The sequence below is a fragment of the Kitasatospora sp. NPDC001225 genome (assembly GCF_053597855.1).
This window is the reverse complement of sequence record NZ_JBSFJC010000040.1, coordinates 17033-43724: the sequence shown is the minus strand read 5'-3', so window position 1 is coordinate 43724 and position 26692 is coordinate 17033. Positions and strand designations below refer to the sequence as shown.

Annotated in this window: 32 protein-coding genes; 15 read left to right on the top strand and 17 right to left on the bottom strand. The window is 72.6% G+C overall.

All coding sequences use genetic code 11. The features are described 5' to 3' along the window. Positions 1-9: 9 nt before the first annotated feature. Positions 10-903 carry a transketolase family protein gene (locus ACWDCZ_RS16585; protein ID WP_387966472.1) on the bottom strand — a complete coding sequence of 298 codons (894 nt, stop codon included), beginning with the start codon at positions 901-903 and terminating at the stop codon, positions 10-12. Positions 904-967: 64 nt separating this feature from the next. Further along, positions 968-1681, bottom strand: coding sequence for a thiamine pyrophosphate-dependent enzyme (locus ACWDCZ_RS16580; RefSeq protein ID WP_049654931.1), 714 nt, complete (start codon positions 1679-1681; stop codon positions 968-970). 57 nt (positions 1682-1738) lie between these two features. On the opposite strand from ACWDCZ_RS16580, the gene soxR reads away from it, so the two are divergent. Both soxR and ACWDCZ_RS16570 read left to right on the top strand, forming a co-directional pair. Beyond that, the gene (gene soxR, locus ACWDCZ_RS16575; RefSeq protein WP_074000993.1) at positions 1739-2287 is read left to right on the top strand and encodes a redox-sensitive transcriptional activator SoxR; all 549 of its coding nucleotides are present in this window, start codon (positions 1739-1741) and stop codon (positions 2285-2287) included. Between the two features lie 62 nt (positions 2288-2349). Further along, a complete protein-coding gene (locus tag ACWDCZ_RS16570) occupies positions 2350-3273 on the top strand; it encodes a phosphotransferase family protein (RefSeq protein ID WP_449816248.1) in 924 nt (307 codons plus the stop codon). 30 nt (positions 3274-3303) lie between these two features. On the opposite strand, the gene ACWDCZ_RS16565 is transcribed toward ACWDCZ_RS16570, so the two are convergent. From ACWDCZ_RS16565 to ACWDCZ_RS16555, 3 genes are all read right to left on the bottom strand, one after another. Continuing rightward, on the bottom strand, positions 3304-3825 hold the full coding sequence (locus ACWDCZ_RS16565; protein ID WP_074000991.1) for a GNAT family N-acetyltransferase: 522 nt from the start codon (positions 3823-3825) through the stop codon (positions 3304-3306). Positions 3826-3949: 124 nt separating this feature from the next. Beyond that, a complete protein-coding gene (locus ACWDCZ_RS16560; RefSeq protein ID WP_449816247.1) occupies positions 3950-4570 on the bottom strand; it encodes a formylglycine-generating enzyme family protein in 621 nt (206 codons plus the stop codon). Between the two features lie 9 nt (positions 4571-4579). Beyond that, the gene (locus ACWDCZ_RS16555) at positions 4580-5170 is read right to left on the bottom strand and encodes a TetR/AcrR family transcriptional regulator (protein ID WP_449816246.1); all 591 of its coding nucleotides are present in this window, start codon (positions 5168-5170) and stop codon (positions 4580-4582) included. A gap of 65 nt (positions 5171-5235) precedes the next feature. Here ACWDCZ_RS16555 and ACWDCZ_RS16550 point away from each other — a divergent pair, with 65 nt between their 5' ends. Then, positions 5236-5718 (top strand): SRPBCC family protein, encoded by a 483-nt coding sequence (locus ACWDCZ_RS16550; RefSeq protein WP_117487370.1) that lies wholly within the window; start codon positions 5236-5238, stop codon positions 5716-5718. A gap of 70 nt (positions 5719-5788) precedes the next feature. Here ACWDCZ_RS16550 and ACWDCZ_RS16545 read toward each other — a convergent pair whose 3' ends face one another. The 3 genes from ACWDCZ_RS16545 to ACWDCZ_RS16535 are packed head-to-tail and all read right to left on the bottom strand — an operon-like array spanning position 5789 to position 6641. Further along, the gene (locus ACWDCZ_RS16545) at positions 5789-5968 is read right to left on the bottom strand and encodes a hypothetical protein (RefSeq protein WP_117487371.1); all 180 of its coding nucleotides are present in this window, start codon (positions 5966-5968) and stop codon (positions 5789-5791) included. Continuing rightward, the gene (locus ACWDCZ_RS16540; RefSeq protein WP_449816245.1) at positions 5965-6243 is read right to left on the bottom strand and encodes a hypothetical protein; all 279 of its coding nucleotides are present in this window, start codon (positions 6241-6243) and stop codon (positions 5965-5967) included. The genes ACWDCZ_RS16545 and ACWDCZ_RS16540 overlap by 4 nt, the downstream gene beginning before the upstream one ends. Further along, positions 6240-6641: an ATP-binding protein gene (locus ACWDCZ_RS16535; protein WP_449816244.1), complete on the bottom strand. Its 402-nt coding sequence runs from the start codon at positions 6639-6641 to the stop codon at positions 6240-6242. The genes ACWDCZ_RS16540 and ACWDCZ_RS16535 overlap by 4 nt, the downstream gene beginning before the upstream one ends. Positions 6642-6945: 304 nt before the next feature. Here ACWDCZ_RS16535 and ACWDCZ_RS16530 point away from each other — a divergent pair, with 304 nt between their 5' ends. The 7 genes from ACWDCZ_RS16530 (at position 6946) to ACWDCZ_RS16500 (ending at position 12013) form a co-directional block, all read left to right on the top strand. Then, entirely contained in the window at positions 6946-7791 is an 846-nt protein-coding gene (locus ACWDCZ_RS16530; RefSeq protein ID WP_449816243.1) for a helix-turn-helix domain-containing protein, read from the top strand. Continuing rightward, a complete protein-coding gene (locus ACWDCZ_RS16525) occupies positions 7788-8009 on the top strand; it encodes a DUF397 domain-containing protein (RefSeq protein WP_449816242.1) in 222 nt (73 codons plus the stop codon). The genes ACWDCZ_RS16530 and ACWDCZ_RS16525 overlap by 4 nt, the downstream gene beginning before the upstream one ends. Before the next feature lie 125 nt (positions 8010-8134). After that, positions 8135-8647, top strand: coding sequence for a DUF6879 family protein (locus ACWDCZ_RS16520; protein WP_449816241.1), 513 nt, complete (start codon positions 8135-8137; stop codon positions 8645-8647). A 172-nt stretch (positions 8648-8819) separates the two neighbouring features. Next, positions 8820-9101: a hypothetical protein gene (locus ACWDCZ_RS16515; protein WP_380738746.1), complete on the top strand. Its 282-nt coding sequence runs from the start codon at positions 8820-8822 to the stop codon at positions 9099-9101. Next, on the top strand, positions 9055-9582 hold the full coding sequence (locus tag ACWDCZ_RS16510; RefSeq protein WP_449816240.1) for a DUF6879 family protein: 528 nt from the start codon (positions 9055-9057) through the stop codon (positions 9580-9582). Before ACWDCZ_RS16515 ends, ACWDCZ_RS16510 begins: the two co-directional genes overlap by 47 nt. Positions 9583-9611: 29 nt before the next feature. Beyond that, positions 9612-10460, top strand: coding sequence for a helix-turn-helix domain-containing protein (locus ACWDCZ_RS16505; protein ID WP_449816239.1), 849 nt, complete (start codon positions 9612-9614; stop codon positions 10458-10460). 368 nt (positions 10461-10828) lie between these two features. Then, positions 10829-12013, top strand: coding sequence for a methyltransferase domain-containing protein (locus tag ACWDCZ_RS16500; RefSeq protein WP_449816238.1), 1185 nt, complete (start codon positions 10829-10831; stop codon positions 12011-12013). 50 nt (positions 12014-12063) lie between these two features. On the opposite strand, the gene ACWDCZ_RS16495 is transcribed toward ACWDCZ_RS16500, so the two are convergent. Further along, positions 12064-12825, bottom strand: coding sequence for a hypothetical protein (locus tag ACWDCZ_RS16495; RefSeq protein WP_449816237.1), 762 nt, complete (start codon positions 12823-12825; stop codon positions 12064-12066). 321 nt (positions 12826-13146) lie between these two features. Here ACWDCZ_RS16495 and ACWDCZ_RS16490 point away from each other — a divergent pair, with 321 nt between their 5' ends. The 3 genes from ACWDCZ_RS16490 (at position 13147) to ACWDCZ_RS16480 (ending at position 16513) form a co-directional block, all read left to right on the top strand. Beyond that, positions 13147-13866 (top strand): class I SAM-dependent methyltransferase, encoded by a 720-nt coding sequence (locus ACWDCZ_RS16490; protein WP_449816236.1) that lies wholly within the window; start codon positions 13147-13149, stop codon positions 13864-13866. Between the two features lie 36 nt (positions 13867-13902). Beyond that, positions 13903-15162, top strand: coding sequence for an alpha/beta hydrolase (locus ACWDCZ_RS16485; RefSeq protein WP_449816235.1), 1260 nt, complete (start codon positions 13903-13905; stop codon positions 15160-15162). A 586-nt stretch (positions 15163-15748) separates the two neighbouring features. Further along, positions 15749-16513: a hypothetical protein gene (locus ACWDCZ_RS16480; RefSeq protein ID WP_449816234.1), complete on the top strand. Its 765-nt coding sequence runs from the start codon at positions 15749-15751 to the stop codon at positions 16511-16513. A 90-nt stretch (positions 16514-16603) separates the two neighbouring features. On the opposite strand, the gene ACWDCZ_RS16475 is transcribed toward ACWDCZ_RS16480, so the two are convergent. From ACWDCZ_RS16475 to ACWDCZ_RS16465, 3 genes are all read right to left on the bottom strand, one after another. Further along, positions 16604-17161 (bottom strand): hypothetical protein, encoded by a 558-nt coding sequence (locus ACWDCZ_RS16475; protein WP_049658561.1) that lies wholly within the window; start codon positions 17159-17161, stop codon positions 16604-16606. A 197-nt stretch (positions 17162-17358) separates the two neighbouring features. Continuing rightward, a complete protein-coding gene (locus tag ACWDCZ_RS16470) occupies positions 17359-17919 on the bottom strand; it encodes an N-acetyltransferase family protein (RefSeq protein ID WP_449816233.1) in 561 nt (186 codons plus the stop codon). A gap of 60 nt (positions 17920-17979) precedes the next feature. Next, on the bottom strand, positions 17980-18879 hold the full coding sequence (locus tag ACWDCZ_RS16465; RefSeq protein ID WP_449816232.1) for a LysR family transcriptional regulator: 900 nt from the start codon (positions 18877-18879) through the stop codon (positions 17980-17982). A 70-nt stretch (positions 18880-18949) separates the two neighbouring features. On the opposite strand from ACWDCZ_RS16465, the gene ACWDCZ_RS16460 reads away from it, so the two are divergent. Beyond that, positions 18950-19690: a CTP synthase C-terminal region-related (seleno)protein gene (locus tag ACWDCZ_RS16460; RefSeq protein ID WP_449816231.1), complete on the top strand. Its 741-nt coding sequence runs from the start codon at positions 18950-18952 to the stop codon at positions 19688-19690. Between the two features lie 41 nt (positions 19691-19731). Here ACWDCZ_RS16460 and ACWDCZ_RS16455 read toward each other — a convergent pair whose 3' ends face one another. From ACWDCZ_RS16455 to ACWDCZ_RS16445, 3 genes are all read right to left on the bottom strand, one after another. Further along, the gene (locus ACWDCZ_RS16455) at positions 19732-20331 is read right to left on the bottom strand and encodes a GNAT family N-acetyltransferase (RefSeq protein ID WP_416873489.1); all 600 of its coding nucleotides are present in this window, start codon (positions 20329-20331) and stop codon (positions 19732-19734) included. Between the two features lie 143 nt (positions 20332-20474). After that, positions 20475-21074, bottom strand: coding sequence for a dephospho-CoA kinase (gene coaE / locus ACWDCZ_RS16450; RefSeq protein WP_449816230.1), 600 nt, complete (start codon positions 21072-21074; stop codon positions 20475-20477). 130 nt (positions 21075-21204) lie between these two features. After that, positions 21205-21846, bottom strand: a complete 642-nt coding sequence (locus tag ACWDCZ_RS16445; RefSeq protein ID WP_449816229.1) for an MBL fold metallo-hydrolase — start codon at positions 21844-21846, stop codon at positions 21205-21207. A 62-nt stretch (positions 21847-21908) separates the two neighbouring features. Between ACWDCZ_RS16445 and ACWDCZ_RS16440 the strand changes: the two genes are divergently transcribed. Further along, the gene (locus tag ACWDCZ_RS16440; protein WP_449816228.1) at positions 21909-22340 is read left to right on the top strand and encodes a MarR family winged helix-turn-helix transcriptional regulator; all 432 of its coding nucleotides are present in this window, start codon (positions 21909-21911) and stop codon (positions 22338-22340) included. Here ACWDCZ_RS16440 and ACWDCZ_RS16435 read toward each other — a convergent pair. Then, positions 22323-24605, bottom strand: coding sequence for an MMPL family transporter (locus ACWDCZ_RS16435; protein WP_449816227.1), 2283 nt, complete (start codon positions 24603-24605; stop codon positions 22323-22325). The genes ACWDCZ_RS16440 and ACWDCZ_RS16435 overlap by 18 nt on opposite strands. A gap of 234 nt (positions 24606-24839) precedes the next feature. Continuing rightward, entirely contained in the window at positions 24840-26330 is a 1491-nt protein-coding gene (gene rpsA, locus ACWDCZ_RS16430) for a 30S ribosomal protein S1 (RefSeq protein WP_049653883.1), read from the bottom strand. Positions 26331-26692: the final 362 nt, after the last annotated feature.

Genomic DNA, 26692 nt, shown 5'->3' with positions numbered 1-26692 from the left:
CCCGGCCGGCTACCAGAGGAAGGTGCCGATCCGCTCCCGCAGCGACGGGGCGTCCAGGCCGTAGGCGGCCAGGTGCTCCTCGATCGAGCCGTAGTGCCGGTGCTCCTCGCGCGGCACGCCCAGGCCCAGCACCCGGTGCGGGCGGTCGGCGAGCGCCTCGTGCGCCTCGTTGGCGGAGGTGCCCGCCAGGTACGGCTCGACCAGCACCACGTCCGCCCGGTCGCCCAGCGCCGCGCGCAGCCCGGCGGCGTCGAAGGGGCGCACCGTCGCCGCGTACAGCACGGTGACGTCCAGGCCCCCGGTGGCCGCGAGCACCGCGTCCAGCATCGGCCCGACGGCGAGCACCACGCCGCGCGAGCCCGTCCGGACGGTGGCGAAGCGGCCCGGCTCGACCGGCACCGCGGCCGCGTTCTGGTGCCCCGAGAGCCGCACGTAGACGTTGCGGTCGCCGTCCGCGTAGGCGTGGCGCAGCAGCCGCTCGGCCTCGTCCGGGTGGCCGGGGACGTGGACCGTCCAGTCCGGCAGGGTGTCCAGCAGGGCGACGTCGCCCGGGGACATGTGGGTACGGCCGCCGGCCGGCCAGTCGTACGAGCCCGCCGCGCTCACCAGCACGGCGCCGACGCCCTGGTGGACGAGGTCCAGCTTGACCTGCTCGAAGGGCCGCTCGATCAGGAAGCTGGCGAAGGTGTGGGCGATCGGGCGCATCCCGGTGAGGGCCAGGCCGCCGGCCGCGCCGACCAGCAGCTGCTCGCGGATGCCGACGTTGACGACCCGGTCGGGGTGGCGCTCCTGGGCCGGGGCGAAGGCGGCCGCGGTGATGTCGGCGAGCACCACGGCCAGCCGGGGGTCCTCGTCCAGCAGGCGGGTGGTGACGTCCACGAAGCGGTCGCGCATGGTGTCCATCGGTGAAGTGCCTTTCGTTGCAGGGGTGGTCGGTGGTCGGGTCCGGCGGGGGCGGGCCGCCCGCTCAGGAGTCCTTGGGCTCGACCCGGGCGACCACCACGTGCGGGCGGCCCGGGTGCTCGGCGGTGTAGGCGCGGTGCAGCGCCTCGTGGTCGCGGCCGTCCACCGTCGCGGTCGACCAGCCCTCGGCCGCGAACCGCTGGGCGAGGCCGCCCTGCCAGCCGTGCGTGGCCGAGGAGTTGTCGATCACCACCACGTGCAGCCGGTCCAGTCCGTACGCCCCGGCGAAGGCCACCGCCTCGGCGTTGGAGCCCTCGTCGAACTCCGCGTCGCCGACCAGCACCCACACCGCCGGGTCGGTCAGGCCCTGCGCCCGCAGCCCGAGCGCGGTGCCGACGGCCAGCGGCAGGCCGTGCCCGAGCGAGCCGGAGGCGATCTCCACGCCGGGGACCAGCGTGCGGTCCGGGTGGTGGCCGAGCGGCGAGTCGTAGCCGCCGAAGCTCGGCAGCACCTCCGGGGAGATGAAGCCCTTGGCCGCCAGCACCGCGTAGTAGGCCATCGGGCCGTGGCCCTTGGAGAGCAGGAAGCGGTCCCGGTCCTGGGCCTCGGCGGTGGCGGGGGTGACCCTCAGCACCCGGTCGTACAGCACCCAGAGCGCGTCCAGGGTGGAGGTGGCGGCGGGGCCGTGCTTCTCGTCGCCGGTCATCAGGCCCATCAGGGCCGAGAGGTCCTCGAACCGGGCCCCGGTGGCGGTGCCCGCAGTCGCGTTCGTCGTCATGACCACGATGGTGCAACTTAAAGCCAGCTTGAGGTCAAGCGGTTACAGTGGGCTCCCATGACCGCCCATTCCGACGGCCGTCGGACCCCCGGCCCGCACCACACCGACCTGCTCACCATCGGCCAACTCGCCGACCGCAGCGGACTCGCCCCCTCCGCGCTGCGCTACTACGAGAGCCTCGACCTGATCCAGGCCACCCGCACCACCGGCGGCCAGCGCCGCTACACCCGCGGCACGCTGCGCCGGATCGCCTTCATCCGCGCCGCCCAGCGGGTCGGCCTCTCCCTGGACGAGGCCCGGGTCGCCCTCGACCGCCTCCCCGAACGCCCGGCCCCCAGCGGCACCGAGTGGGACCGGGTCGCCGGGTCCTGGCAGAGCCGGATCGACGAGCAGATCGCCGAACTGGAGCGGCTGAAGGCCAAGCTCACCGGCTGCATCGGCTGCGGCTGCCTCTCGCTGACCCGCTGCGCCCTCTACAACGCCGCCGACCGCGCCGGCGAGGCCGGCCCCGGCGCCCGCTACCTGCTCACCCGCGACCCGGACACCGGGCCCGAGCCGGTCCCGCCGGCCGTCGAGACCTGCGGCACCCGCCGGAGCGGGCGCTGACCGCCGGAGCCGGCGCTGAAAAGCCTTTGCGCCACGGGCGCCCGCCTGCTTACGGTGCCGCCGTGCTGCCCTTGGTGCTGACGGACGAGGAGTGGGACGCGGTCGTCCCCGACGAGACGGTGATGCGCCCCGGCGCGGAGGCGCTCTGCGCCCGGCTGGGCCTCGCCGGCCTGCCCCTGGAGCGCTTCCCGGAGGGCTCCGTCCCGGTGTACGCGGTCGGCGACGCGCTCGTACTCAAGCTGTTCCCGGCGGCCGGCGCCCGGGACGGCATCGTCGAGGAGCGTGTGCTCACCCGGCTGGACGGCGCCCTGCCGATCCCCACCCCGTCCCTCCACCAGGCCGGCGAGGACGCCAACGGCTGGCGCTACCTCCTGATGTCCCGGCTGCCCGGGCAGGGCCTCGCCCCGGCCTGGCCGCGCATCCCGCGGCCCGACCGCGAACGGATCGCCCGCCGCTGCGGCGAGGCGCTCGCCGCCCTGCACGCCCTCGACCCCGAACCGCTCGCCGACACCCTCGGGCCCGGCGACTGGCCGGCCTTCCTCGCGCGCCAACGGGCGGGCGCGGTGGACCGCCAGCGCGAGCGCGGGCTGGCCGAGGAGTGGCTGGAGCAGATCCCGGACTTCCTCGCCGCCGCCCCGCTCCCCACCGCCCCCGGGCGCGCGCTGCTGCACACCGAGTTCATGCGCGAGCACCTGCTCACCGACCCCGCCGACGGCTGGCGCCTCACCGGCCTGCTCGACTTCGAGCCCGCGATGATCGGCGACCCGGCCTACGACCTGGTCGCCGTCGGCCTCTTCACCACCCGGGCCGACCCGCACCTGCTCGGCCACCTGCTGGACGCCTACGGCCGCGCCGTCGACCCGCGCCTGCTGATGGCGTACACGCTGCTCCACGTCTACAGCAACCTGCCGTGGTACCTCCGGGAGTTGAAGCCCTCGGCGCGGACGCTGGACGCCCTCGCCGAGGAGTGGTTCGGGGTTTCCTAGGGACGTCTTGCGGACGCTTTGCGACGCGGGTCAGGGACGCGGGTCGGTGCGCAGCAGGCTGTACCGGACGACGTCGCGCCACTCGCCGCCGCGGAAGGTCACCGCTCGCTGCACGCCCTCCCGGGTGAAGCCGAGCTTCTCCAGCACGCGCTGCTCCGCCAGGTTGCCCGCCTCGGTGTCCGCCTCCAGCCGCATCACCGGCGAGTGCGCGAACAGGTAGTCCACCAGCAGCCGTTGGGCCCGGGTGCCGATCCCCCGCCCGCGCGCCCCCGGCACCAGCTGCACACCCAGGCTCCAGTACGGGGCGGACGGCCGCACCCCGCTGCGGTTGGCGGCGACGAAGCCGCCGAACCCGCCATCGACGACGACCGCGAGCATCACCTGCTCGTCCTCCAGCAGCCCGCTCGCCGCCCAGCGACGACGGTGCCGCTGCGGGTCCCGCCAGCCGTACCACTGGAATTCACCCAGCGCCTGCGGATCGTTCACCAGCTCCTCGAGGGCGCCGAGGTCGGCCTCGACCATCGGGCGCAGGGTGACGCTTTCTTCGCTCATGTCGGCGTCAACGCAGGATCCGGTGGCATCGGTTCCTCATTCCGTCGGAAATTCCGCGCGCCTGCCCCGCGCCCGTCCCATCGCCTCGCGATTCACCGCGCCGGGCACGACTTCGGCGCCGCCTTCACCTGACGATCGAGCGGGCGAGCCGGAATCCGACGTCGTCGATCCGCAGGGTCGGGTGGCTGCGGCGGCGGACGGAGGCGCGGCAGCTCCAGTGCTCGTCGAACCAGCCGCCGCCGCGCAGGACGCGGTAGTCGCCGTACACCTCGGGGTCGTAGCGCTCCCAGCACCACTCCCAGACGTTACCGAGCAGGTCGTACAACCCGTAGGCATTGGGGAGCAGTTCGCCCACCGGGTGCGGCCGCTCGTCCGAGGTGCCGCGGTGCCAGGCGATCTCGTCCAGCGGGCCGTAGCGCGGGCCGTCCGTGCCGGCGCGGCAGGCGTGCTCCCACTCGGCCTCGGTGGGCAGCCGGTAGCCGTCGGCGGCGCGGTCCCAGGAGACCTCCTCGCCGTCCACCTGATAGGCGGGGGCGAGGCCTTCGCGCCGGGAGAGCTCGTTGCAGTAGTGGACGGCGTCGAACCAGGAGACGCTGTGCGCGGGCCGCCGGTCGCCGCTCGCCCTCTCGTACTGCTCGCGGGTCACCGGACAGGCCGCCAGCTCGTACGCGGCCACGTCGACGGCCCAACTGCGCTGGGTACGACGGTCGGAGAGGGTGACGCGGCCGGCCGGAACGGTGATCATCCACCGATCCTAGGCGGCGCCCCGCAGCAGGGCGATCGCGGACTGCTCGGCCAGCTCCTCCGCGTGCGGCGGCAGCGGCGCACCCGCGTGCAGGGGGCCGCGGACGACGGCGAGCGGCAGGCCGGTGACGGCCAGGGTGACCCGGTCGAGGTCCAGCGGCGTGGCGGCGCCGAGCCGCCCGGCCAGCCCGGCCAGGGCCTCCCGCACCCGGAGGCCGCCCTGCCGGTCGCGCAGCCGCTGCTCCTCGGACCACTCCGCCCGACCGAAGGCCTCCGGGCCGTGCAGCAGGACGACGGCCCGCTCCCGGTGGGCCCGGCACCAGGCGACGACCTGCCGGGCGAGCGCGCCCGCCGCGAGGTGCGGCTCCTCGTGCGCGTCAATGGCGGGCAGGCAGGCGCCCTGGAACTCCTCGACCGTTTGCAGCCACAACTCGGCCAGCAGCGCGGCGCGTTGGGGAAAGCGGTGGTAGACGGACCCGTTGGGCGCGCCGCTCTCCCGGGCGACGGCGGACATGGTGACGGCGGCCGGCCCACCGGCGGCCGCGAGCCGAACGGCGGCGTCGAGGAGGGCGGATTCGTCATAGCGGGGTGGCCTGGGCATGTAGTAGAGAGTACTCTCCAGTTCAATTGGAGGGGATCATCCAAAACCAGGAGGGGAGCCCCGGCATGGCCGTGCTCAACATCCACGAACGCACCGTCCCGGCACCGGCGGAGACCGTCGGCGCCCTCATCGACAGCCTCGCGAGCCCGGACGACCGGCTCTGGCCGGGCCCGCGCTGGCCCCGGATGCGGTTCGACCGCCCGCTCGCCCCCGGCGCCACCGGCGGCCACGGCCCGGTCCGCTACACCGTCTCCGACTACGCACCGGGCCAGCGGGTGCGCTTCCGCTTCGACGGCCCACGCGGCTTCGACGGCCACCACGAGTTCACCGTCCACCCGGCGGGCGACACCACCGTCCTCCGCCACACCATCGCCATGCGCCTACACGGCCCGGCCCTGCTCGCCTGGCCCCTCGCCTTCCGCTGGCTGCACGACGCCCTCCTGGAGGACTGCCTCGACCGGGCGGTACGGGCAGTCGGCGGCACCGTCCCCCACCCCGCCCACTGGAGCCCGTACGTCCGCCTCCTGCACCGCCTGATCCCCCACTGACCGGCGAAGGCCGGGGGGATCAGCCGGGCCGTTCACAGCCCGAACGGCCACGAGCACGCAGGGACACGGGCTACCGAGGCGACCGCTCAGCCTCGATCGCCGCCAGGATCCGCCGCCGGACTGTGGCCGAGGCCTCGGGCAGCCAGTACGCCAACTCCGCTTCGAGACGCCGCCGTTCGGCACGGAGGAGCCGGGCGAGGCGCGTGCGGGAGCAGCGCAGGAACCACCAGCCCAGGATGCGGTCGATCACAAGGGCTCCCCGGTGGGCGAGTTCGCCCAGCGGATCCGCACCTCGCGGTCGCCGACCGGGATGACGACCACCGGGCTTTCGGCGAGGTCTCGGATGGCATCCCGCTCGGCACAGGGGCCGGTGAGGCGGCGCTCCAGCCGCCAGTACTCGAAGCGGGGCATCGGGACACGGCGGATCGCGTCCCAGATCATCGCGAGGGTCCCGGGGTTGAGGGTGTGGACGCCCGGCGGGCGGAGCCCGGGGATCTCCACTCGGATGTCGTGATCGGCCCTCATGCGGCCACCTCGCACCAGATGATCTTGCCGATCGGCTCACGCGGACTGCAACCCCACGAATTGGCGATGGACTTGACGAGGTGCAGACCGCGCCCGGCCTCGACATGGAGGCCGGGCGCGACGAGGACAGGCGGCCGGTCGCGCATGGCGTCGTGCACCTCGACCCGAAGGCGGGTGGAGTCGACGTCGAGCGCGAGGTAGATGCGGTGCCCGGGCGGCGTCCCGTACAGAAGGGCGTTGGTCACGAGCTCCGAGACGACCAGGAGCCCGGGGTCATGGAACCGCTCCCCGCCCGGGAAGGCGGAGAGGAGGGAGGAGAGGAGGTGGCGAGCCTTGCCGGGCGAGCGCCGGCTGCGCGGCAGCCAGGCGTCAGAGGCGGCACTGGTGGGGGTGGACATGGCGAATCACCTTCCAGGCATGGAGCGGAGAAGGTCGAGCAGCCGACATGGCAGCCCGTACGCATCGGACGAAGCGCCAAAACGAGAGTGCGGCACAGTCACGCGACAAGCCTGTGACACATAGCCATCATTCGGTCACGCACAGCATGCAGTACATCGAGAGTGCATCGCAAGGCAGATCAGCTAAATATGAAAACTTTCATCCCTGGCAGCAAGGTGCCTGCCCTACGCTCCAGTCGGTGGTGGCGAACCGTCACCACTCGCATGCACACTGGTAGCTGAACGTCCTGGAGGGGTTACGTAGATGGCAGTCGCAGTGCCAGCCGTGCGGTATCGACGCATCGCCGCCGAGCTGAGGAGGCTCCGCGAGCTGAAGAACCTGTCGGCCGAAGAGGTGGCCAGCAAGGTCGACGGCGTCAACCTGGTGAAGCTCAGCAGGTACGAGAACGCCCGGGTCCAGCTGAAGCCCGACGTCGTCCGGGCGCTGCTCGACTTCTACGAGTGCGACCCGGAGCTCAAGGAGGTCCTGGTCGAGATTCTTCGGGACAAGCGCCGGCCCGGCTGGATGGCCGGCTACGAGCAGCTGAACCCGCTCTACACGGATCTGATCCGCCTCGAAGAGACGGCCGTCGGCAACAAATCGTACGAGTCCGCTTACATCCCCGGACTCCTGCAGACCCGCCAGTACGCCCACGCCATCATCGCCAGTGGCGTGATAAACAAGCCCAGCGTCGAAGAGCGCGTCGAAGTCCGGATCAACAGGCAGTCCGTCCTCACCCGGTCCGAGAACCCGCTGAAGCTGTGGGCCGTGATCCATGAATCGGCCCTGACGATGACTGCCGCCCCGGGCGTGATGGCCGACCAGTTGGACAAGCTGCTCCAGTTCAGCCAACTCCCCAACATCAAAGTCCAGATCATGCCCGCGATGGCTCCGCCGCACCCCGGAATGACCGGGCCGTTCGCGCTCCTGGAGTTTCGACAGCGCGATCTCGATCTGGTCCTGCTCAGCGGAATGCTCAGCAGCGACTGGGTGGAGGATCCAGGCCAAGTCGACATCTATCGAGCGGCGTTCGACGAAATCATGGCAACCGCCCTGTCCCTCGACGAGTCGCGCAACCTCATCACACAGAAGAGAGAAACGCTCAAGTGACCCACTTCCCTGTCGCCTCCGCACTCCTCGTGCAGTGGAAGAAGGCAACCGCCAGCAACCCCAACGACAACTGCGTCGAGGTCGCCGACAGCATCACCGGCATCATCCCGGTCCGCGACAGCAAGGACCCCCACGGCCCCGCCCTCGGCTTCACCCCCGAGGCCTGGCAGTCCTTCCTCGCCGGCATCCGCACCAACGACTTCCCCACCACCCCCTGACCCGCCTCCCCCGGGCGGCCCCGCACACCCCGCGGGGCCGCCCGCCTCCTAGCGCGCTGCGTCGCACGGCAAGACCGTGCTCGAATTCCCCAGGCACACGATGCAGTCCTTCCCGGAGGTGAACGGTGGCGGCCCCCACGCTTGAGGACCTGCTGCGGAGCTGCACCAGGTCGGCGTTCCACCTTGAGATGCGCGACGGCTACATGCGCGACGACCCGTTGCTCCTCCGTTGGCTCAGCGGGCACCGGGACGATCCGACCGACCGCTCGTCATGGTGGAGCCCCTGGCTGCAGCTGATCGAGGAGACCACCGGTCGCGGAGTCGATGTGCGACGAGCCCGCATCGTCTCCGAACCGGCGAGCGAGTACATCCGCTTCGAGCACGAGATCACGTTCCGGAACCTCGCTTCCGGCGAACAGGTCCGGTGGCTCCCCCGCCGCCAGACGACCGATCTGGCGCTCCCGGGCAACGACTTCTGGCTCATCGACGGCCAGTACCTCCTGGTCCACCACTTCAGCGGCGAGGGCGACTTCGTGGACGACGAAGTCAGCACCGACTCTCACGCCCTGGCTCTCTGCGCCTCGGCCTTCGAGGCCGTCTGGGAGCGCGGAATCGACCACGACAGGTACACCGTCTGATCCCGGCTCGCCGGCATCCCGCTCGGCGAGAGCATTCCGGCAGGTATCCGACCGTCATTTTTCGGGTGGCCTCGTACCGAGCACGAGGCCACCCTCACTTGACGTCTGTAGCGGTGTCACGACACGGTGTTACCCACACGGACTTGCAGCCAACTTCGCGGAAGGGGCAGTCATGACACTTCGCTTCATCGGGATCGACCCGGACTCGCCGAACGGTGGCTCTCCGACAGTCTGGCTCGAAGACGAAGCCGCGGAGATCGTCGTACAGGGGCTGCTCCCCTCCACGGACACGCTCCGCACCATCAGCGAGACCGAGTGGGTTCCTGATCACCCCGTCGGCATCCCGGACCACGAGGGCGTCGTCCGTATCCCTGTTCGGATGATTCCGGCTTTGCGGAAGGTGTGCGATGACGCAGAACGTGCCGGACTTTGGCGCCCTGCTGCGGAGCGCTGAGCGCTCGGCAGTCCACCTGGAGATGCGGGACTCCTATGCGGACGACCCGGTCTTCGCCGACTGGCGCGCGGGGCTACCGGTCGACCGCCCCGACGCCTACGAGCTTCCCGAGGAGTACCAGGCCTGGGCTGAGCTGGTGAAGGAGACCGTGGCCCGGGGCGTGATCATGCGTCGTGCCCGGATCGTCTCCGAACCCGTCACCGACTACATCCGTTGGGAACACGCCATCACCGAACGGCACAACATCGCCCTCGGCGAGCACGTGCGCTGGCTCCCCCGTCGCCTGGCGTCCGATCTCTCACTGCCTGGAAATGATCTCTGGCTGATCGATGACCGCCTGGTCCTCTTCCACTGGTTCACCGGCGACGGCGACTGGGCGGGCCACGAGTTCACCGAGGACCCTGCCACAGTGAAGCAGGTCACCACGGCATTCGAAGCGGTGTGGGATCGCGCCAGGCCGCACGCGCAGTACACCGTCTGATTCACCGTCAGCACCGGGCAGTCCATCACATGTCGTCGTCTCCGTCGTCCAGTGTCGTCGAGGCCCGCAAGGCCCTCGCCAATCGGCTGGTCGTGATCCGCAAGGACGCCGGACTCACCGGCGACGAGCTCTCTGCCCGGTGCGGGTGGCACCCCGCCAAGACCAGTCGTATCCAGAGCGGCAAGTCCGCACCCTCCGAGGACGATCTCCGCGCCTGGTGCACTGCGTGCGATGCCGAGGAGCAGCTCCCTGACGTCATCGCCACCGCCCGCGCCGTCGAATCGATGTACACCGAGTGGCGTCGGATGGAGCACGCCGGGCTGCGGGCCGCGCAGGAGTCCGTCGGCACGCTCTACCAGCGCACCGAGGTCTTCCGTGTGTACGCGAGCCGAGTCATTCCCGGCATGGTGCAGACAACCGACTACACCGCTGCCGTACTGCGCTCGATCCAACGCGACCGAGTGCCCGTCGATGACGTAGAGGAGGCCGTGGCGGCGCGGCTGGACCGCCAGCGCATGCTGTTCTCCGGCCGGCATCGACTCGGGCTGCTGGTCGAAGAGTACGTGCTCCGCGCCGCCGTGTGCGACGCCAGGACGATGGCGGACCAACTCGACCACCTCATCACAGCGGCTGCCAGCCCCTTCGTCAGCCTGGGCATCATCCCCACCGGTTGCCACCGATCCCAACTTCCGGTCGAGGACTTCTACATGTTCGACGAGGCCGAGGTCGCCGTCGAACTGACCTCCGGGTATCTGCGCATCACACGACCTCACGAGATCGCCGATTACCTGCGCACCTACACCGCCCTGGCAGGAATGGCCGTCTACGGCACGAAGGCTCGGCAGGTCATCATCTCGGCGGTCGACGCACTCGGGTGAATCGGCGCAAGATGGCGCAACTTCTTTGAAAGAGCGATCTGTTGCTCCGTAGCGTCATGAGTGCTCCGCCATGCGGAGCGTCCACGAGCACAAGGAGAGGCCTTGTCACTCCTACGAGCTGAGCGGAGCAGTGCCTTGCAGGTCACCGACCCACCACAGCCGAAACCGAAGTCCGAGCCCAGGCCGACGACACCGCGTCCGCCGGACCGGTACCGGCCCACCGGGCCGCACACCCGCAGCAGTGGCCACCGCGGACCCGCGATCGGGGTGGCAGGGAAGCACGCGGGCGACCAGGACCCGGGCAAGGACAAGCCGTCGAAGGACACCTCGCGCCCGGCGCCCGCCCCGAAGCACGAGAAGAAGGACAAGTGACGGAGAGCCTCCACCCGCAGCAGGCCGCCTCGCGCGGCCTGCTGCGGGCCATCAGCGAAGAGCTCGGTCGTCCCGTCCCGTCGGAGTGGAAGGACGCCATCACGGCGGTCCCGCGCCACCGTTTCCTCCCGGAGCGGATCTGGCTCTCCGACGACAGCGGCGACCTCGAACCGTGCGACATCCGCTCCGAGCCCGACCGCTGGTTCGCGGCCGCCTACGACAACGCTCCGGTCGTCACCCAGGTCAATGACGGCGAGGAGCCGGCCGACGGCTCCGACGCCTGGCCGTCGTCCTCGGCGTCCTCACCGGCGATGGTCGTGCGAATGCTCGAAGCACTCGATGCCCGCCCCGGCCAGACCGTCCTGGAGGTCGGCACCGGCACCGGCTGGAACGCGGCTCTGCTCGCGCACCGGGCCGGTCCCGGCCGTGTCGTCTCGATCGAGATCGACCCCGCAGTCACCTGGCGGGCCCACTCGTCCCTGAACGCGGCGGGCGTGGACGTGGAGGTCGTCTGCGGGGACGGAGCCCACGGTTGGGCCCGGCGGCAGCCGTACGACCGGGTCGTCTCCACCTGCTCGGTCAGCCGGGTGCCGACGGCGTGGATCGAGCAGACCCGCCCCGGCGGCACCATCGTGACGCCGTGGGAGAGCCCGATGCTCTCCTGGGGACTGCTCACCCTCACCGTCGAAGGCGGGCGCGCGACCGGGAGGTTCAGCCCGGACGCCTCGTTCATGCTGATGCGCGGCCAGCGGATCGACCTGCGCATCTTCCGGGACATCGTCCGTGACGACCACGAACCCGAGGAGTCCACCACCCGGCTCTCACCGTGGCAGGTGAGCGGCGAGGACCTGGACGCGCGGTTCGCCCTCGGGCTGAAGCTCGGCGACGTGTGGACGGCCTGGCAGCACGAGCCCGATGCCGAAGGAGTGGCCTCCCGGCTCTGGGTGGCCACGACGGACGCGCGCTCGTGGGCCGCCGTCGACCACGACGGCCGGCAGGAGGACCGCTTCGCCGTCCGGCAGTACGGCCCGCGCCGCCTCTGGACCGAGATCGAGGACGCCCACGCCTGGTGGGAGAAGCAGAACCGGCCGGGCCCGGACCGGTTCGGGCTCCGCATCACCGGCGAGGAACAGCTCGTCTTCCTCGACGAGCCGACCGCCGTCGTCGCCCGGGTGCCGTAGCGCGCGACCGAGCCGGGGCGGCCGATAAACCGCCCCGGCTGGTCGGGTGGCTACTCCCAGCGCCAGCCGTTGTTGTCCCGGCAGGTGAGAACACGGCCGTTGGCGTCGCTGCCGGTGTCGCCGTGGGCGCTGTTGGGGCAGATGCGACCCCGGACTATGCAGTTGCCCTTGGAATCCGTGGTGCAGGCTGACGCCTGGTGCTCCGAGGGTGCGGCGGGCTGCGGCGCCGGCGGGGCGTGCGTCGGGGCCGGGGCGGGCGGGGCGGCGGGAGCGGGGGCAGCAGGGGCGGCCGGGGCGGGGGCCGCCGGAGGGGCGCTCGGCGCCGCCGGATCGGCCGGTGCGGTCGCGGTCGGGGAGGCCGGGGCAGGGGCGGGGTCCGCCGGGGCGGGCGCGGCGCCTCCCGGGCAGTCCTCCTCGTTCTTCACCACGGACAGCGTCACCGTCGTGTCCTTCGCCGAGGGTTCCCCGGCGGCCGGCTGCTGGGAGCAGACCTTCCAGTGGCTCGGCATGAGGACCGACCGCGTGTGGGACTCGCCCGCGTGGACGTCCTGGAACGTCACGGTCTTGGCGGCCCGGGCGTCCGGCTGCTGGAGGGCGTCCTTGGCCTTGTCCCCGTGCATTCCGACCACACTCGGGATCGGAATCGGCGTCGCCGCCGACGACGTTTCGTCGGCCGAGGCCTTGCACCCGGCCGCGAGGAGGGTGGCGGCCAGCGCGGCGGCGGCGAGGGCGGTCGCCCGCCTCCGGCGGGAGGGGCGCAGCGGTCGGGCTTCGTGGGTCTGGGCGGTCGTCGGCTGTATCACAGCAGGCACTTGGTCTTCCGGGTGAGCGGCGGGCATGGCGGACGGAACTTCGAGCGGGCAAAACTTTTCGAACGTACACCACCTCACTGGCGGAAGCCTGGGAATCCCCGCCGGGAATCCTTGATCGAAGCGTGATGTCGGCCCCCTCCCCGGGGCCTCTCCCCGCCCGCCGGAAACGGCCCGTCCCGGCCTCCGGCGACAGCGACGCCGCCCTCCTCCACGCCCCCGAGGCACCCGTCCACACCAGAGCCAGAGTGCCCCCAACAGCCCACCACCCAGCGGCTTTTGCCACGATCGCGCCCACCCCTCGAGCGTCCTACGCTCGGCCGTATGAACCGTACGATCCGCACCACCGAAGACGTCCTCGCCCTCCTCGACGGCTTCTTCCGGCCGGCCGAACCGTTCTGGGACCGGTTCTACGAGGACCGGTCCGCCGAGCGCCCGTTCTTCGCGCCGAAGCCGGACGAGAACCTGGTCTCCTACCTGGACCGCGGCCTGCTGCCGCCGGCCCCCGGCCGGGTGCTCGACCTGGGCTGCGGCACCGGCCGCAACGCGATCCACCTGGCCTCGCTCGGCTTCGAGGTGGACGCCGTCGACCTCTCCGCCACCGCCCTCGCCTGGGCCGAGGAGCGCGCCCGCGAGGCCGGCCCCGGAGCCCGCCCGCGCTTCCACCGGGCGAGCATCTTCGAGGTCCAACTCCCTTGCGACACCTACGACCTGGTCTACGACTCCGGCTGCCTGCACCACCTGCCGCCGCACCGCCGGGTCGGCTACCTGGCCCTCCTGGACCGCGTCCTCGCCCCGGGCGGGCACTTCGCCGTCACCGCCTTCGCGGCCGGGGCGATGGGCTCCGAGCGGCCCGACGAGGAGCTCTACCGGCTCGGCTCACTGGAGGGCGGGCTGGCCTACTCTCCGGCCGAACTGCGCTCGCTGTTCCGCGAGTTCGAGCCGCTGGAGATCCGCCCGATGGCGGCGCACGGCCCGGATTCCGAGGCCTTCGGCGTCCCCTTCCTCCTCACAGCGCTCTTCCAGCGAACTGCCAGCCTCTAACCAGCCTCTCATCCTCCGCCCCTAGCCTCCGGCCCTATGAACGTCTCCCTGCTCGACGGCTGGTTCCCGTGGACGGTCCAGGCCGCGGCCCTCGCGCTGCTCCTGGCCACCGCCGCCCGCCGGGAGCGGGCGTGGCTGCGGAGGCGGGGGCCGGTCGCGCTCGGGACGGCGCTGGCGCTCACCGCGGCCGGCGCCGTCGCCATGCCGACGCTGGGCGGGATCACCGACCCGGTCCCGTTCGGGGTCTGGCTGTGGAGCGGGGTGGCGGTCGCGGCGCTGTGCGTGCTCGGCTTCGGCTGGAACGGCGCGCGGTGGTGGCGCCGGGCACTGGTGGCACCGACCGTGCTGCTGGCGCTGTTCTGCGCGGCGAACAGCGTGAACATCGCCACCGGCTACTACCCGACGCTGGACGACGCGATCGGCGAGCTCGGCGGGCAGCCGCTGCCGGAGCAGATCACCCTGGACGAGCTGAAGTCGATCCACGGCCGGACGGGCACGGGCCGCATCGTCCAGGTCGACATACCGGACACCGCCAGCGGCTTCGCCCACCGCCAGGAGCTGGTCTACCTGCCGCCCGCCTGGTTCCGCAGCCAGACCCGGCCCAAGTTGCCCGTCCTGGAGATGATCGGCGGCGAGTTCGCGGCGCCCGACAACTGGATCCGCTCGGGCAACGCCGTGAAGACCGCCGACGCCTTCGCCGCCCGGCACAACGGCTTCGCCCCGATCCTGGTGTTCGTGGACGCCACCGGCGGCTTCCGGGTGGACACCGAGTGCGTGGACGGCCCGCACGGCCAGGCCGAGAGCCATCTCCTCAAGGACGTCCCGCCGTTCGTCCAGAAGACCTTCAACGCCGCCACCGACCCGCACAAGTGGGGCGTGGCCGGCTGGTCGATGGGCGGCACCTGCGCCGTCGACCTCACCGTCGAGCACCCGAACGTCTTCACCCACTTCGGCGACTTCTCCGGCGACAAGGGCCCGTCCACCGGCGACAAGGACCACACCGTCCAGGAGCTGTACGGGGGCGACGCCGCGGCCTGGGCCGCCCATGACCCGCTGACCGTGCTCGCCCACCACTCCAAGTACCAGGGCGTCTCCGGCTACTTCGCCCAGGGCGACGAGGAGCACGGCCAGATCGACTCCGCCAAGGCCCTGGAGGCGGCGGCCCGGAAGGACGGCATCCGCACCGTGAACGTGGTCGGCTCCGGCAGGCACACCTGGCAGACCGGCGCCGCGTCCTTCGCCCAGGCCCTCCCCTGGCTCGCCCAGCAGCTCGGCGTCCCGGGCACCCATGCGTAACGGCACCCACGCGTAACGGCTCACCCGCACCACGGCACGTGCTCTCCTCCCCGTTCGACGGCCGCCGCCCGTCGCGCGGTTCAGCTCCGGGTGTTGTCATCGCGCACCCCTCCGCCGCCGGTCGCCGGGCCCGGCACACCCGCCCCCACCAGCCCGGATGCGCCGCACCCGGCCCGCGCGGTGCCGGTCGCGCGTCCCGGGGATCCCCCGCACGCCGTCCGCCGTCCGACACCACCTGCCCCACAGGACCCACCAACCCCAAAGGGAATCCGGGCCTCCGGCCGGAACCCGGCTTTGCGAGCGGCCGTTCGGTGGCATAGGTTTCGACCGCCGCCGATGCGCCGCCACGACCCTGACCGCCCCTCATCTCCGAGGCGGGCGGCGGGCCGAGGAGCCGACGGCCCTAACGCACAGGGGGAGGCCCGCCATGCCGAGTGCCCGCGACCGCGCGTCGCGCGGGCGGCGAGGACGGACGGCCGGCGCCGCGCACCAGCGGCCCGCGGCCGACCCCGCCCTTCGCCCCCAACGGCAGGGCGGTGCGCGGCCGACCCCGTTCCACGCCACCGGACACCCGAGGAACAGTCAGTTGCGCACCACCAGAGTCGTCACCGCCACCGCCGCCGCCCTCGTCTGCCTGGGCGCGCTCAGCGCCTGCGGGCCCGAGAACGGGGACGGCGGCCAGACCGCCCTCCCCGCCGCGGCCCCCACGCCCAGCACCAACCCCACCAAGCCCGCCGGCTCCGACAAGGGCATCCCGGACAAGGCCTGGATGGACACCAAGAACATCCCGATGGACGAGAGTTACCACTACACGCCGCTGGCGGCCAACGCCAAGCAGGTCTCCGGGCCGGTCCAGTTCAAGGGCCTGGAGCTGTGCCGCGCCGCGATCGCCAAGGACGACGAGCCGTTGTTCACGGGCACCGCCGCCGCGAAGTCCGAGGTCGGCTTCGGCGGGGACCGCTGGGCGGCCCAGCAGACCCTGCTGTTCCACGGCGACCCGGTCCACAGCAGCGCCGCCAAGCAGTCCACCAACATGGCCGAGGCGCGCCTGGCGGAGGCGCTCAAGTCCTGTGCCAAGACCGCTCCCGGCGCCACCGTGAAGGTCGAAAGCGCCCCGGACGCGCCGTACTTCGCCGCCGTCCTGACCGTCCCGCAGGCCGACGGCGGCACCGTCACCCTGCACGAGTACGTGGTCGGCGACGGCGGTACGGTCAGCGAGCTGGCCGTCTGGGCCACCACCAAGGCCGGTGCCCAGCCCAAGGACGCCTGGAAGGCCCCCGAGGACAAGGCCGTCGGCACCGGCATGACGGCGGCGATGTGCGAGGCGCTCCCCGGCTGCGACGGGCGCTGACGTCCGGCGCGCGCCCGGTCCGCCCGTCCCCTCCCGAGGACCGGGACGGGGGCGGACGGACCGGGCGGCCCGATCAGATCAGGCCCGGGCTCACAGCCCCAGGACGCTGAGCGCGGTGGTCCAGTCCTTCGCGATCGCGGCGCGCGCGTCGTCGAGGCCGGCCCGGCCGCCGCAGACCGCGTTCTTGAGCTTGGTCTCGACGGAGTCCTTGCTCTGCGCCGGCTGGCTGCCGTAGCGCGGCTCGGGCCACAGGTTGGCCGGGTCGCGCGGGGCGCCGCCGAGCTCCAGCGGGACGAGGTGGTCCTCCTCGTAGTCCGCCGTGCTGGTGTCCGCGTAGCCGTAGGCCGCGATCTGCTGCACCTTCAGCGCGTTGGTGTAGCTGGTCGGCGGGCGGACGGTGGCGGTCCAGCCGGAGACGCAGATGGTCTGGCCGATGGTCGCCTGGGTGACGTCAGGGTTGTACGCGCCGGGGGTGCAGGACGGGTCGGGCAGCGGCAGGTACGCCTGCGAACAACTCGCCGCGAGCGTACGGGCCTTCTGGGCGGTACCGTGGGCCGGGGCGGCGGCCTGCGCGGTGCCGGCGGCGAGCCCGGCGGCGGCGAGGGCGGCCGCCGAGGCGGTGACGGTGAGACGGTGACGGAGCATCATGGGGGAAGCACTCCTGGTCCGGCCCGGCCTCTCGCCGGGCGACTGTGCTCATGACAGCACCACCCGGCCGACCACCGTCAGATCCGTGACGTGAACGCCTGGTGACCGCGTCTCCACAACCGCGCCCCGACGAGCGCCCCGCGCGAGGACCCCGCGCGAGCGCCCCGCCCCCGTCTCCCGGCCCCCGGCCCGTGCGGTCAGCCCCGCAGGACCGCCAGCTCGACCTCCCGGCCGGCCAGGCCGCCGGGCACCGGCAGCGTCACCCCGGAGGGCTCGAAGCCGGCCTTCCGGTACATCGCCTCGGCCCGGGGGTTGTCCTCGTGGACGAACAGCCGCACCCGCTCGATCCTGGGCCCGGTGAGCGACCACGCCCACTCCTGGAGGGTCCGGATCAGGTCGAGCGCCAGCCCGGTGCCCCGCGCCTCCGCGCGGACGAACACCCCGACCACGTGCACCTGGTCGACCTCGACGACGTCGCCCTCCAGGGCGCCGTTCCCGCCGGCCGGCTCGACCACCCCGGTCATGCTGCCGAGCCAGCGCCCGTCCTCGGCCTCCGCGATGAACTGCGCCGCGTGCGGGTCCGTCGCCGCCCGGGTCGTGCGGTCCTGCCAGAACTCGTCGGGCTTGGTGACGGCCTGCTCGTAGACCTCCAGGAAGGCCACGGCCGCGACCGGGTCCCGCAGCGCGTCGAGGCGGAGGTCCCGGGCCCGCTGCCAGTCCTCGACCCGTACCCGTCTGATGATGATTCCGGTGCTCATCGCCTGATCATTCCATCGGCACCATTGGCCCGCGCAACCGATTTCCAAGGCCGCAGACCTCTAGCCCCGGGACGACTCCAGCAGCCGCGCCAGCAGCGCCGCCGGCCCCTCCGGCAGGCTGCCGTGGACGAGTTCGGTGCGGTGCACCAGCCGGGGCGCGGCGATCGGCGCGTACCCGACCCCGGGCGCCGCCGCGAGCACCGGCTCGGGCAGCAGGGTGAGCCCGTGCCCGGCCGCCACCAGCGCGAGCAGTCCGTGCAGGTCAGTGCCCTGGTAGCGGGTGGCCGGCCGGAAGCCGTCGACGCCCGCGGCCGCGCGCAGCCGGGCCGCGGGCGGGGTGAGGTCGGGGGCGTCCAGCCAGCGGGCGGCGGAGAGGTCGGCAAGCGCGAGGCCGGCGCGCCCGGCCAGCGGGTGGCCGGTGGGCAGCGCGACGGCGACCGGCCGCTCGGCCACCGCGACGGTGCGCAGCGGCCCGACGTCGGGCAGCGGCAGCGGGTCACTGGGCGCGGCCAGTCCGTCGACCAGGGCGAGGTCGACCTCGCCGGTGGCGACCTGGGCGGGCAGCACGTCCTGGGCGAGGACCCGGACCACCGGTTCCACCCGCGGGTACGCGCGGCGCACCTCGCCGAGCGCGCGCCCCAGTGCCGCACCGACCGCCAGCGCGGTGGCCCCGAGCACCAGCCGGGTGTTCGACGCGCCCGCCAGGCGTGCGACGTCGGCGCGCGCCGCCTCCAGCCGGACCAGCAGCGGTGCGGCGTGCTCCAGCAGCCGCTGACCGGCCCCGGTCGGGCCGACCGGGCGGCGGAGCAGCAGCGCGGTCCCGAGGTCCGCCTCCAGCGCGGCGATCTGCTGGGAGACCGCGGACTGGGTGTAGCCGAGCTCCCGTGCCGCCTCCGAGAAGGAGGCGAGGCGGGCGACGGTGACGAAGGTGCGCAGCTGCTGCGGGTCCACGGCGGACATCAACCGATCTGATCGAAGCTTAAGGAATCATCGTTGGCGCTGATCTCGGGTGCGGGGTCAGGATAGCCGCATGACGCATCAGACCCCGCGGGTCGCCCTCGTCGGCGACCGCTCCCCCGCCGTCCGCTCGCACGCCCGGATCCCGGGCCTGCTGGACGCCCTCGCCGAGCACGACCACCTCGTCCTGGACGCCTACTGGATCCCGACCGGGGACGCCGCCGCGCCCGGCGCCCTGGACGGCTTCGACGCGGTCTGGCTGCTGCCCGGCAGCCCGTACCGCAGCGAGGCCGGCGCACTGGCCGCCGTCCGGACCGCCCGCGAGCGCGGCATCCCCTTCCTCGGCACCTGCGCCGGGTTCCAGCACGCGGTGCTGGAGTACGCCCGGAACGTCTGCGGCCTGGCCGGGGCCGTGAACGGCGAGGACCACCCGGACGCGGAGCAGCAGGTGATCGTCCCGCTGGCCTGTTCGCTGGTCGGCCACGAGGGGGCCGTCACCGTCACCCCGGGGAGCCTCGCCGAGCGGGTCCTCGGCGCCACCCGCACCCTGGAGCGCTACCACTGCGCGTACGGACTCAACGGCGCCTACCTGGAGCGGCTGGCCGCGCACGGCCTGCGGTTCAGCGGCGCGGACGAGTCGGGCGAGGTGCGCGTCCTGGAACTGCCCGGCCACCCGTTCTTCCTGGCCTCGCTCTTCCAGCCCGAGCTGTCCGGCGACGGCACCCGGGCGCACCCCATGATCCGTGCCCTGGCCGGCGCCGCCGTGGCGCACGCGGACGCGGGCACCCCGGCCGCGACGGTCACAACGGCCTGATCAAGCCCCGCACCTGAGCGCGCCTCATGCGCGAGCGCGTCTCACATCGGCAGCGACCGCAGCCGCACCGGCCCCTCCGGCCACCCGGCCCCGACGGCCAGCGGCGCCCACATGGTGCGCAGCGGCATCTCCGCCAGCCGCCCCTCCGGCTGTTCCACCGTCACGCCCTCGGCCACCTCCCGGAAGCCGAGCCCCCGGTAGAACGCGGCCAGCGGCGGGCGGCAGAACAGCAGCGCGTACCGGTGGCCGAGCGTGCGCGCGTGGTCGAGGGCGGCCCCGACCACGGCCTGCGCGAGGCCGCCGTGGCGCCGGTCGGGCGCGACGCAGACCCCGCCGACGCCCATCACGGCGAGGTCGGTGCCGCCCACGGTGAGCGGCAGCGGCACCAGTCCGGTGTGGGCGACGAGCCGGCCGTCGGCGGCCCGGATGCCGAAGTGGATCTCCTTGGGGCGGAAGGTCAGCCCCGTGTACGCGACGCCGTACGGGTCGTCCCCGGGGCCGAGGATCTCAGCCTGCTCGGCGCGGCCGTACTGCGCGAGCCGTTCGACCACGGGCGCTCCGACGAGCGGCTGTTCGGCGGGAGACTGTCCGGCGGGAGGCTGTCCGGCGAGCGGCGGCGCGGGCGAGAAACGATCATCCATCCCGCCATGCTCCCCTCCCGCCGGAGCCTTCCACCAGTCCCTTCCCGGCCACTCGGTCCGACGACTGCTCGGTCCGCCGGCCGACGGCCGCCGGGCGCCGGGCAGCCGGCCGCCCCGATCGGCCGCCGGGGGCCGACCCGGCGTCAGGCCGCCGCGCGCCGCACCAGCTCCGCCCAGACCTCGGCCACCCGCGCCTCCAGTTCCGCCAGGCCGCCGCCGTTGTCGATCACCAGGTCCGCGATCGCCAGCCGCCCGTCCCGGGAAGCCTGCGCGGCCATCCGGGCCCGGGCCTCCTCCTCGGCCATCCCGCGCAGCCGCACCAGCCGGTCCAGCCGCACGTCGTCGGCCGCGTCCACCACCACGACCAGGTCGAACAGCGGCGCCAGGCCGTTCTCGGCCAGCAGCGGCACGTCGTGCACCACGACCGCGTCCGGCGCGGCCGCCGCCTCCAGCTCGGCGGAGCGGGTCCGCACCAGCGGGTGGACGATCGCGTTCAGCGCCTTCAGCCGCTCCGGGTCGGCGAACACGACCGCGCCGAGCGCCGGACGGTCCAGCGAGCCGTCCTCCCTCAGCACCCGCGGTCCGAACTCGGCGACCACGGCCGCCAGACCGTCCGTTCCGGGGGCGACCACCTCGCGGGCGATCACGTCGGAGTCCACGATCACCGCGCCGTGCGCGGCGAACAGCCGGGACACCTCGCTCTTGCCCGCACCGATGCCGCCCGTCAGTCCGATCTTCAGCATGGCGTCAGGCTACCGGTGCCCCCTCGAACCCGTCAGCAGAGGCCCGGCCGGCCCGGTTCCGATCCGAACAGGCCCGGCTCCGATCCGAACAGGCCCGGCGAAGCCCGGACCCGGTCGAGCACAGGCCCGGTCAGCCCAGCTCCAGGCTCTCGCCCTCCCCCAGCACCAACAGCTCCGCACCCGTCCCCGGCCCGACCGGCCCGACCAGCCGGGTCTGCACGGCGAGCCCGATCGGGCTGAGCACCGCCTCGTGCACCGGCACCGCCCGGCGCGGCGAGGCTTCCCGGACGTAGTCGACCACCTCGGAGGCCTTGCTCCAGGGGGCCGCGATCGGCAGCAGCAGGGTCTCCACGGCGTGCGGCGGCACGGTGAACGCGTCGCCGGGGTGGAACAGCCGGCCGTCGAAGAGGAAGCCGATGTTCCGAACCGGCGGGAGGTCCCGGTGGATCTCCGCGTGCCACTCGCCGTGCACCGAGACGCCGAGCCCGCCGACCTCGAAGGCGTCGCCCTCGCCGACCACGCCGACCCGCTGCGCCACGCCGTCCAGTTGGTCGGCGACGGCCCGGTTGGTCCACACCCGCAGCGCCGGGTCGGCCTCCAGCGCGGCGCGCAGCCGGGACTCCTCGAAGTGGTCCATGTGCTCGTGGGTGATCAGGACGGCGTCCGCCCCGGCCAGGGCGGCGGGGTCGGTGAAGCTCCCGGGGTCGACGACGACCGTGCTGCCGCCGTGCTCGACGCGTACGCAGGCATGTCCGAACTTGGTGATTCGCATGCTCGAAACCCTACAGCAAGGCTGTACAGCGGTGCTGGACATTGTGCCGATAGACTTCCCCCATGACCAGCGAAGCCCCGCACCCGGACACCCTGGAACTCGCCGCCGACCTGCGCGCCGCCCTCGGCAGCCTGGTCCGCTCCCTGCGCGAGAGCGACGAACTGCCGCAGAACCAGGCCGCCGTCCTCGGCCTGCTGGTCCGCGACGAACGCTCCTGCACGATCGCCGAACTCGCCGCCCTCCAGCGGGTCCGCCACCAGTCGATGGCCCGCACCGTCGCGCTGATGACCGAGGCCGGACTGGTCGTCCAGCAGCCCCACCCCACCGACGGCCGCAAGCTGCTCGTCACCGCCACCGGGGCCGGCCGCACCGCCCTGCTCGACCAGCGCGCCCGCCGCGAACACCGGATCGCCACCGCCATCGAGTCCCGCCTCGACCCCGCCGAACGGGACCGGCTCCGCGCGGCGGTCGACCTGCTACGCCGGCTGGGCTGAGCCCACCAGGCCGTCGCGGGCCGCTGCCTCCCCGTCGGCCGGCCTCGGCGCCGGGACCACCGCCGCCCCGATCTCCGCCGCCGGGCCCACCGGCCGCGGCGCCGGGACGTCCGCCGACCCGATCTCCGGCAGGTCGACATGCTCGCTCAGCCCGAACCGCCGGTGCAGCCGCCGCAGCGGGGCGGGCGCCCACCAGTTGAACTCGCCGAACAGGCTCATCGCGGCGGGCACCAGCAGGCACCGCACCAGGGTGGCGTCCACCGCGACGGCGACGGCCAGCGCGATGCCCATCTGCTTGACCATCAGCATGTCCCCGAGCGCGAACCCGGCGAAGACGATCACCATCAGCAGCGCCGCCGAGGTGATGATCCGACCGCTGCGCTGCACGCCCAGCTCCACCGCCCGGACGCAGTCGTGCCCGCGCAGGGTCAGCTCCCTGATCCGGGCGAGCAGGAACACCTCGTAGTCCATCGACAGCCCGAAGGCGAAGGCGAAGACCAGCACCGGTATGAAGGTCTCCAGCCCGCCGGTCGGGCTGAACCCGAGCAGCCCGCTGAACCAGCCGTCCTGGAACACCAGGGTGAGCGCGCCGAGCGAGGCGCCCAGCGAGAGCAGGTTCATCAGCAGCGCCTTGACCGGCATCACCACCGAGCCGGTCATCAGGAAGAGCAGCACCAGCGTCCCGGCCGCGACCAGGCCCAGCGCCCACGGTCCGCGCGAGAGCAGCTCGTCCTGGAAGTCCACCACCGAGGCCGCGCCGCCGGTGACGTAGGTGGTCAGCCCGCCGCGGTCGGCCCGCAGCTCCTCGACCACCTGCCTGGCCTGCCCGCCCTGCGGGTCCCCGGGCACCAGGACGTCGATCGTGGAGACCGCGTCGCCCACCGGCGACACGGCCCGCACCCCGCTCACCCCGGGCAGCTTGGCGACCACCTCGTCCGCGTACGCCTGCGCCACCGGCGCCCCGCCCTCGACCACCACGGTGATCGGCGCGGCCGAGGCCTGCGGGAAGCGCTGGTCGATCGTCTCGGCGACCTGCCGTCCGGCCGAGGAGGCGGGCAGGACGGCGGCGCCGGAGCTGCGCATCTCGGCGTGGAGGAACGGCGCCCCGGCCGCCAGCAGCAGCGCCACCGAGGCGAGCGTGACCAGGACCGCCCGCTTGCGCACCCGGCGCACGGTCCGGCTGAAGAACCCCTCGTCGGCCACGGGCGCCGCGGGCGCCTTGATCCGCGCGCCGGCGAAGCCGAGCAGGGCGGGGATCAGGGTCAGCGCGGCGGCGACGGCGATCACCACCACGCTCACCCCGGCCGCGGCCACCGCGCCGAGCACCGGGCTGGTGAAGACGAACAGGCCGGAGAGGGCGACGGCGACGGTCAGCCCGGAGAAGGCCACGGTGCGTCCGGCGGTCGCCGCGGTCCGTTCGACGGCGGCGGCGATGTCCGCGCCGTGGCCGCGTTCCTCGCGGAAACGATTCACCATGAGCAGCGCGTAGTCGATCGAGAGGCCGAGCCCCAGCACCGTGGCGATCGGCAGCACGCTGGTGTCGATGTCCATGATCCGGCTGAACCCGAACATCGCCAGCAGCGCGCCGCCCACCGAGGCGACCGCCCCGATCGCCGGCAGCGCGGCCGCCGCCAGCCCGCCGAAGACCAGCACCATGACGATCAGCGTGAGCGGCAGCGTCACCAGCTCGCCGAACCGGGTGTCCTTCTCGGTCTGCTTCTTGACCTCCTGCTGGAGCACCAGGTCCCCGCCGACCGTGACGTGGGCGCCGCCCGCCCCGTTCAGCGCGGCGAGCCGCTGGGTGACGGCGTCGGTCTGGGCGGTGCTCGCGGTGTCGGCCATCCGTACGGTGACCAGGCTCGCCGTCCCGTCGGCGGAGCGCAGCGCGGCCGGCGCCGGTCCGGTGCCGTACGCGTCGAGGGCGGAGGAGACCCCGGGCAGGGCGGCTATCTCGGCGGTGGCCCGCTCGACGGCGGCCCTCACCTGCGGATCGTCCACCGGCCGGCCGTCCACCACGGCGGTGACGGTGCCCTTGGCCGGGTCGGCCGCGGCGACCACCGCGCCGCCCCGGTCGGCCTCGGCGCTGGCGGAGGAGGCCCCGGCCACCGAGCCCTCGAAGACCCGGCCGCCGATCAGGACGCCGACCACCAGGACGACGGCCCACAGGCCGAGCACCCAGCGGCGGTGGCGGAAGCAGAACCGGCCGACGGCCGCGAGCCTGCCGCCGACCACGGCGGTGGGGGCGGCGGGAGAGGGAGTGCGCATGAGGAGCCTTTCGGGCGGCTCCCCTCAATCTAGGGGCAACCCGAACTACGGCCTATAGATGGGCAATGAGCCCCATCTCACACTTTCCTTCACATAAACCACACATAAGTCAGGGCGTGATAAGTCATAGCGAAAAGCAAATGACGGAAAGCGCATGGGAAAAACAAATGGGCCCCACCCGGAAATCCGGGTGGGGCCCACCGTCTAGCTATCGGCTAGCGGGAAGCGAGAGCCTCAGCTCTGGCCGCCGGCCAGCTTCTCACGCAGAGCGGCCAGGGCCTCGTCGGAAGCCAGGGCGCCCGAGCCCTCGTCGCTGCTGGACGAGTAGGAACCACCGGCGGCAGCGGCGACGGCGTCGCCACCCTCCTCGGCGGCCTGGGCGTCGGCCTCGCGGCTCTTGATGACCTGCGCCTGGTGCTGCTCGAAGCGCGACTGCGCCTCGGCGTACTGGCGCTCCCACTCCTCGCGCTGCTTCTCGAAGCCGGGCAGCCAGTCGTTCGCCTCGGGGTCGAAGCCCTCCGGGTAGATGTAGTTGCCCTGGTCGTCGTACGAGGCGGCCATGCCGTACAGGGTCGGGTCGAACTCGACCTCGGCCGGGTTGGCACCCAGGGCCTCGTTGGCCTGCTTGAGCGACAGGCTGATGCGGCGACGCTCGAGGTCGATGTCGATGACCTTGACGAAGATCTCGTCGCCGACCTGGACGACCTGCTCCGGGATCTCGACGTGGCGCTCGGCCAGCTCGGAGATGTGGACCAGACCCTCGATGCCCTCGTCCACGCGGACGAACGCACCGAACGGAACCAGCTTGGTGACCTTACCCGGAACGACCTGGCCGATCTGGTGGGTACGGGCGAACTGCTGCCACGGGTCCTCCTGGGTCGCCTTCAGCGACAGGGAGACGCGCTCGCGGTCCATGTCAACGTCGAGAACCTCGACGGTGACCTCCTGGCCGACCTCGACAACCTCGGACGGGTGGTCGATGTGCTTCCAGGACAGCTCGGAGACGTGCACCAGGCCGTCGACGCCACCCAGGTCCACGAAGGCACCGAAGTTGACGATCGAGGAGACGACGCCGGAGCGCACCTGGCCCTTCTGGAGGGTGGTGAGGAAGGTCTGGCGGACCTCGCTCTGGGTCTGCTCCAGCCAGGCACGGCGGGACAGGACCACGTTGTTGCGGTTCTTGTCCAGCTCGATGATCTTGGCCTCGAGCTCCTTGCCCACGTAGGGCTGGAGGTCGCGGACGCGGCGCATCTCGACGAGCGAGGCCGGAAGGAAGCCACGGAGGCCGATGTCGAGGATGAGACCACCCTTGACGACCTCGATGACGGTACCGGTGACGATGCCGTCCTCTTCCTTGATCTTCTCGATCGTGCCCCAGGCACGCTCGTACTGAGCGCGCTTCTTGGACAGGATGAGACGACCCTCCTTGTCCTCCTTCTGGAGAACCAGGGCCTCGATGTTGTCACCGACGGCGACGACCTCGTGCGGGTCAACGTCGTGCTTGATCGAGAGCTCGCGGGACGGGATGACGCCCTCGGTCTTGTAACCGATGTCGAGGAGGACCTCGTCACGGTCGACCTTCACGATGACGCCCTCGACGATGTCGCCATCGTTGAAGTACTTGATGGTCTCGTCGATGGCGGCGAGGAAGGCCTCCGCGTCGCCGATGTCGTTGACCGCGACCTGCGGGGTGGTGCTGAGGGAGGAGTCGGTGGGGCTCGTCATTAGGAAAAGGGCTCCGGTACGGACATGAAAGTCGTAGGTAATGCCACGCGGAGGGCCCGTATCGCTCCCACCGAAAGCCGGACAGCCAAGAACACGGCACACCGGTGGTCCCGTAACAACGAGAACCGGCGTCCGTCTTGCGACCGTGGGGTCTTCGACAGATGCGAGCGCGACCTGCTCCGTCCGAGGCGCGCAGGCCCGCAGCGCAACTTGTAGCATACGGGGACGGCCAGGCACGGTCAATGCCGAAGGACGGCAAGACGGTGGAGCCCGGTACGGATCAGGCCATATCCTCCGAATGCGCGCCTCGCGGCGGCGCCCGAAGGGGCCACGTCCCCGGATGCCACCGCCAGGATCCGGAC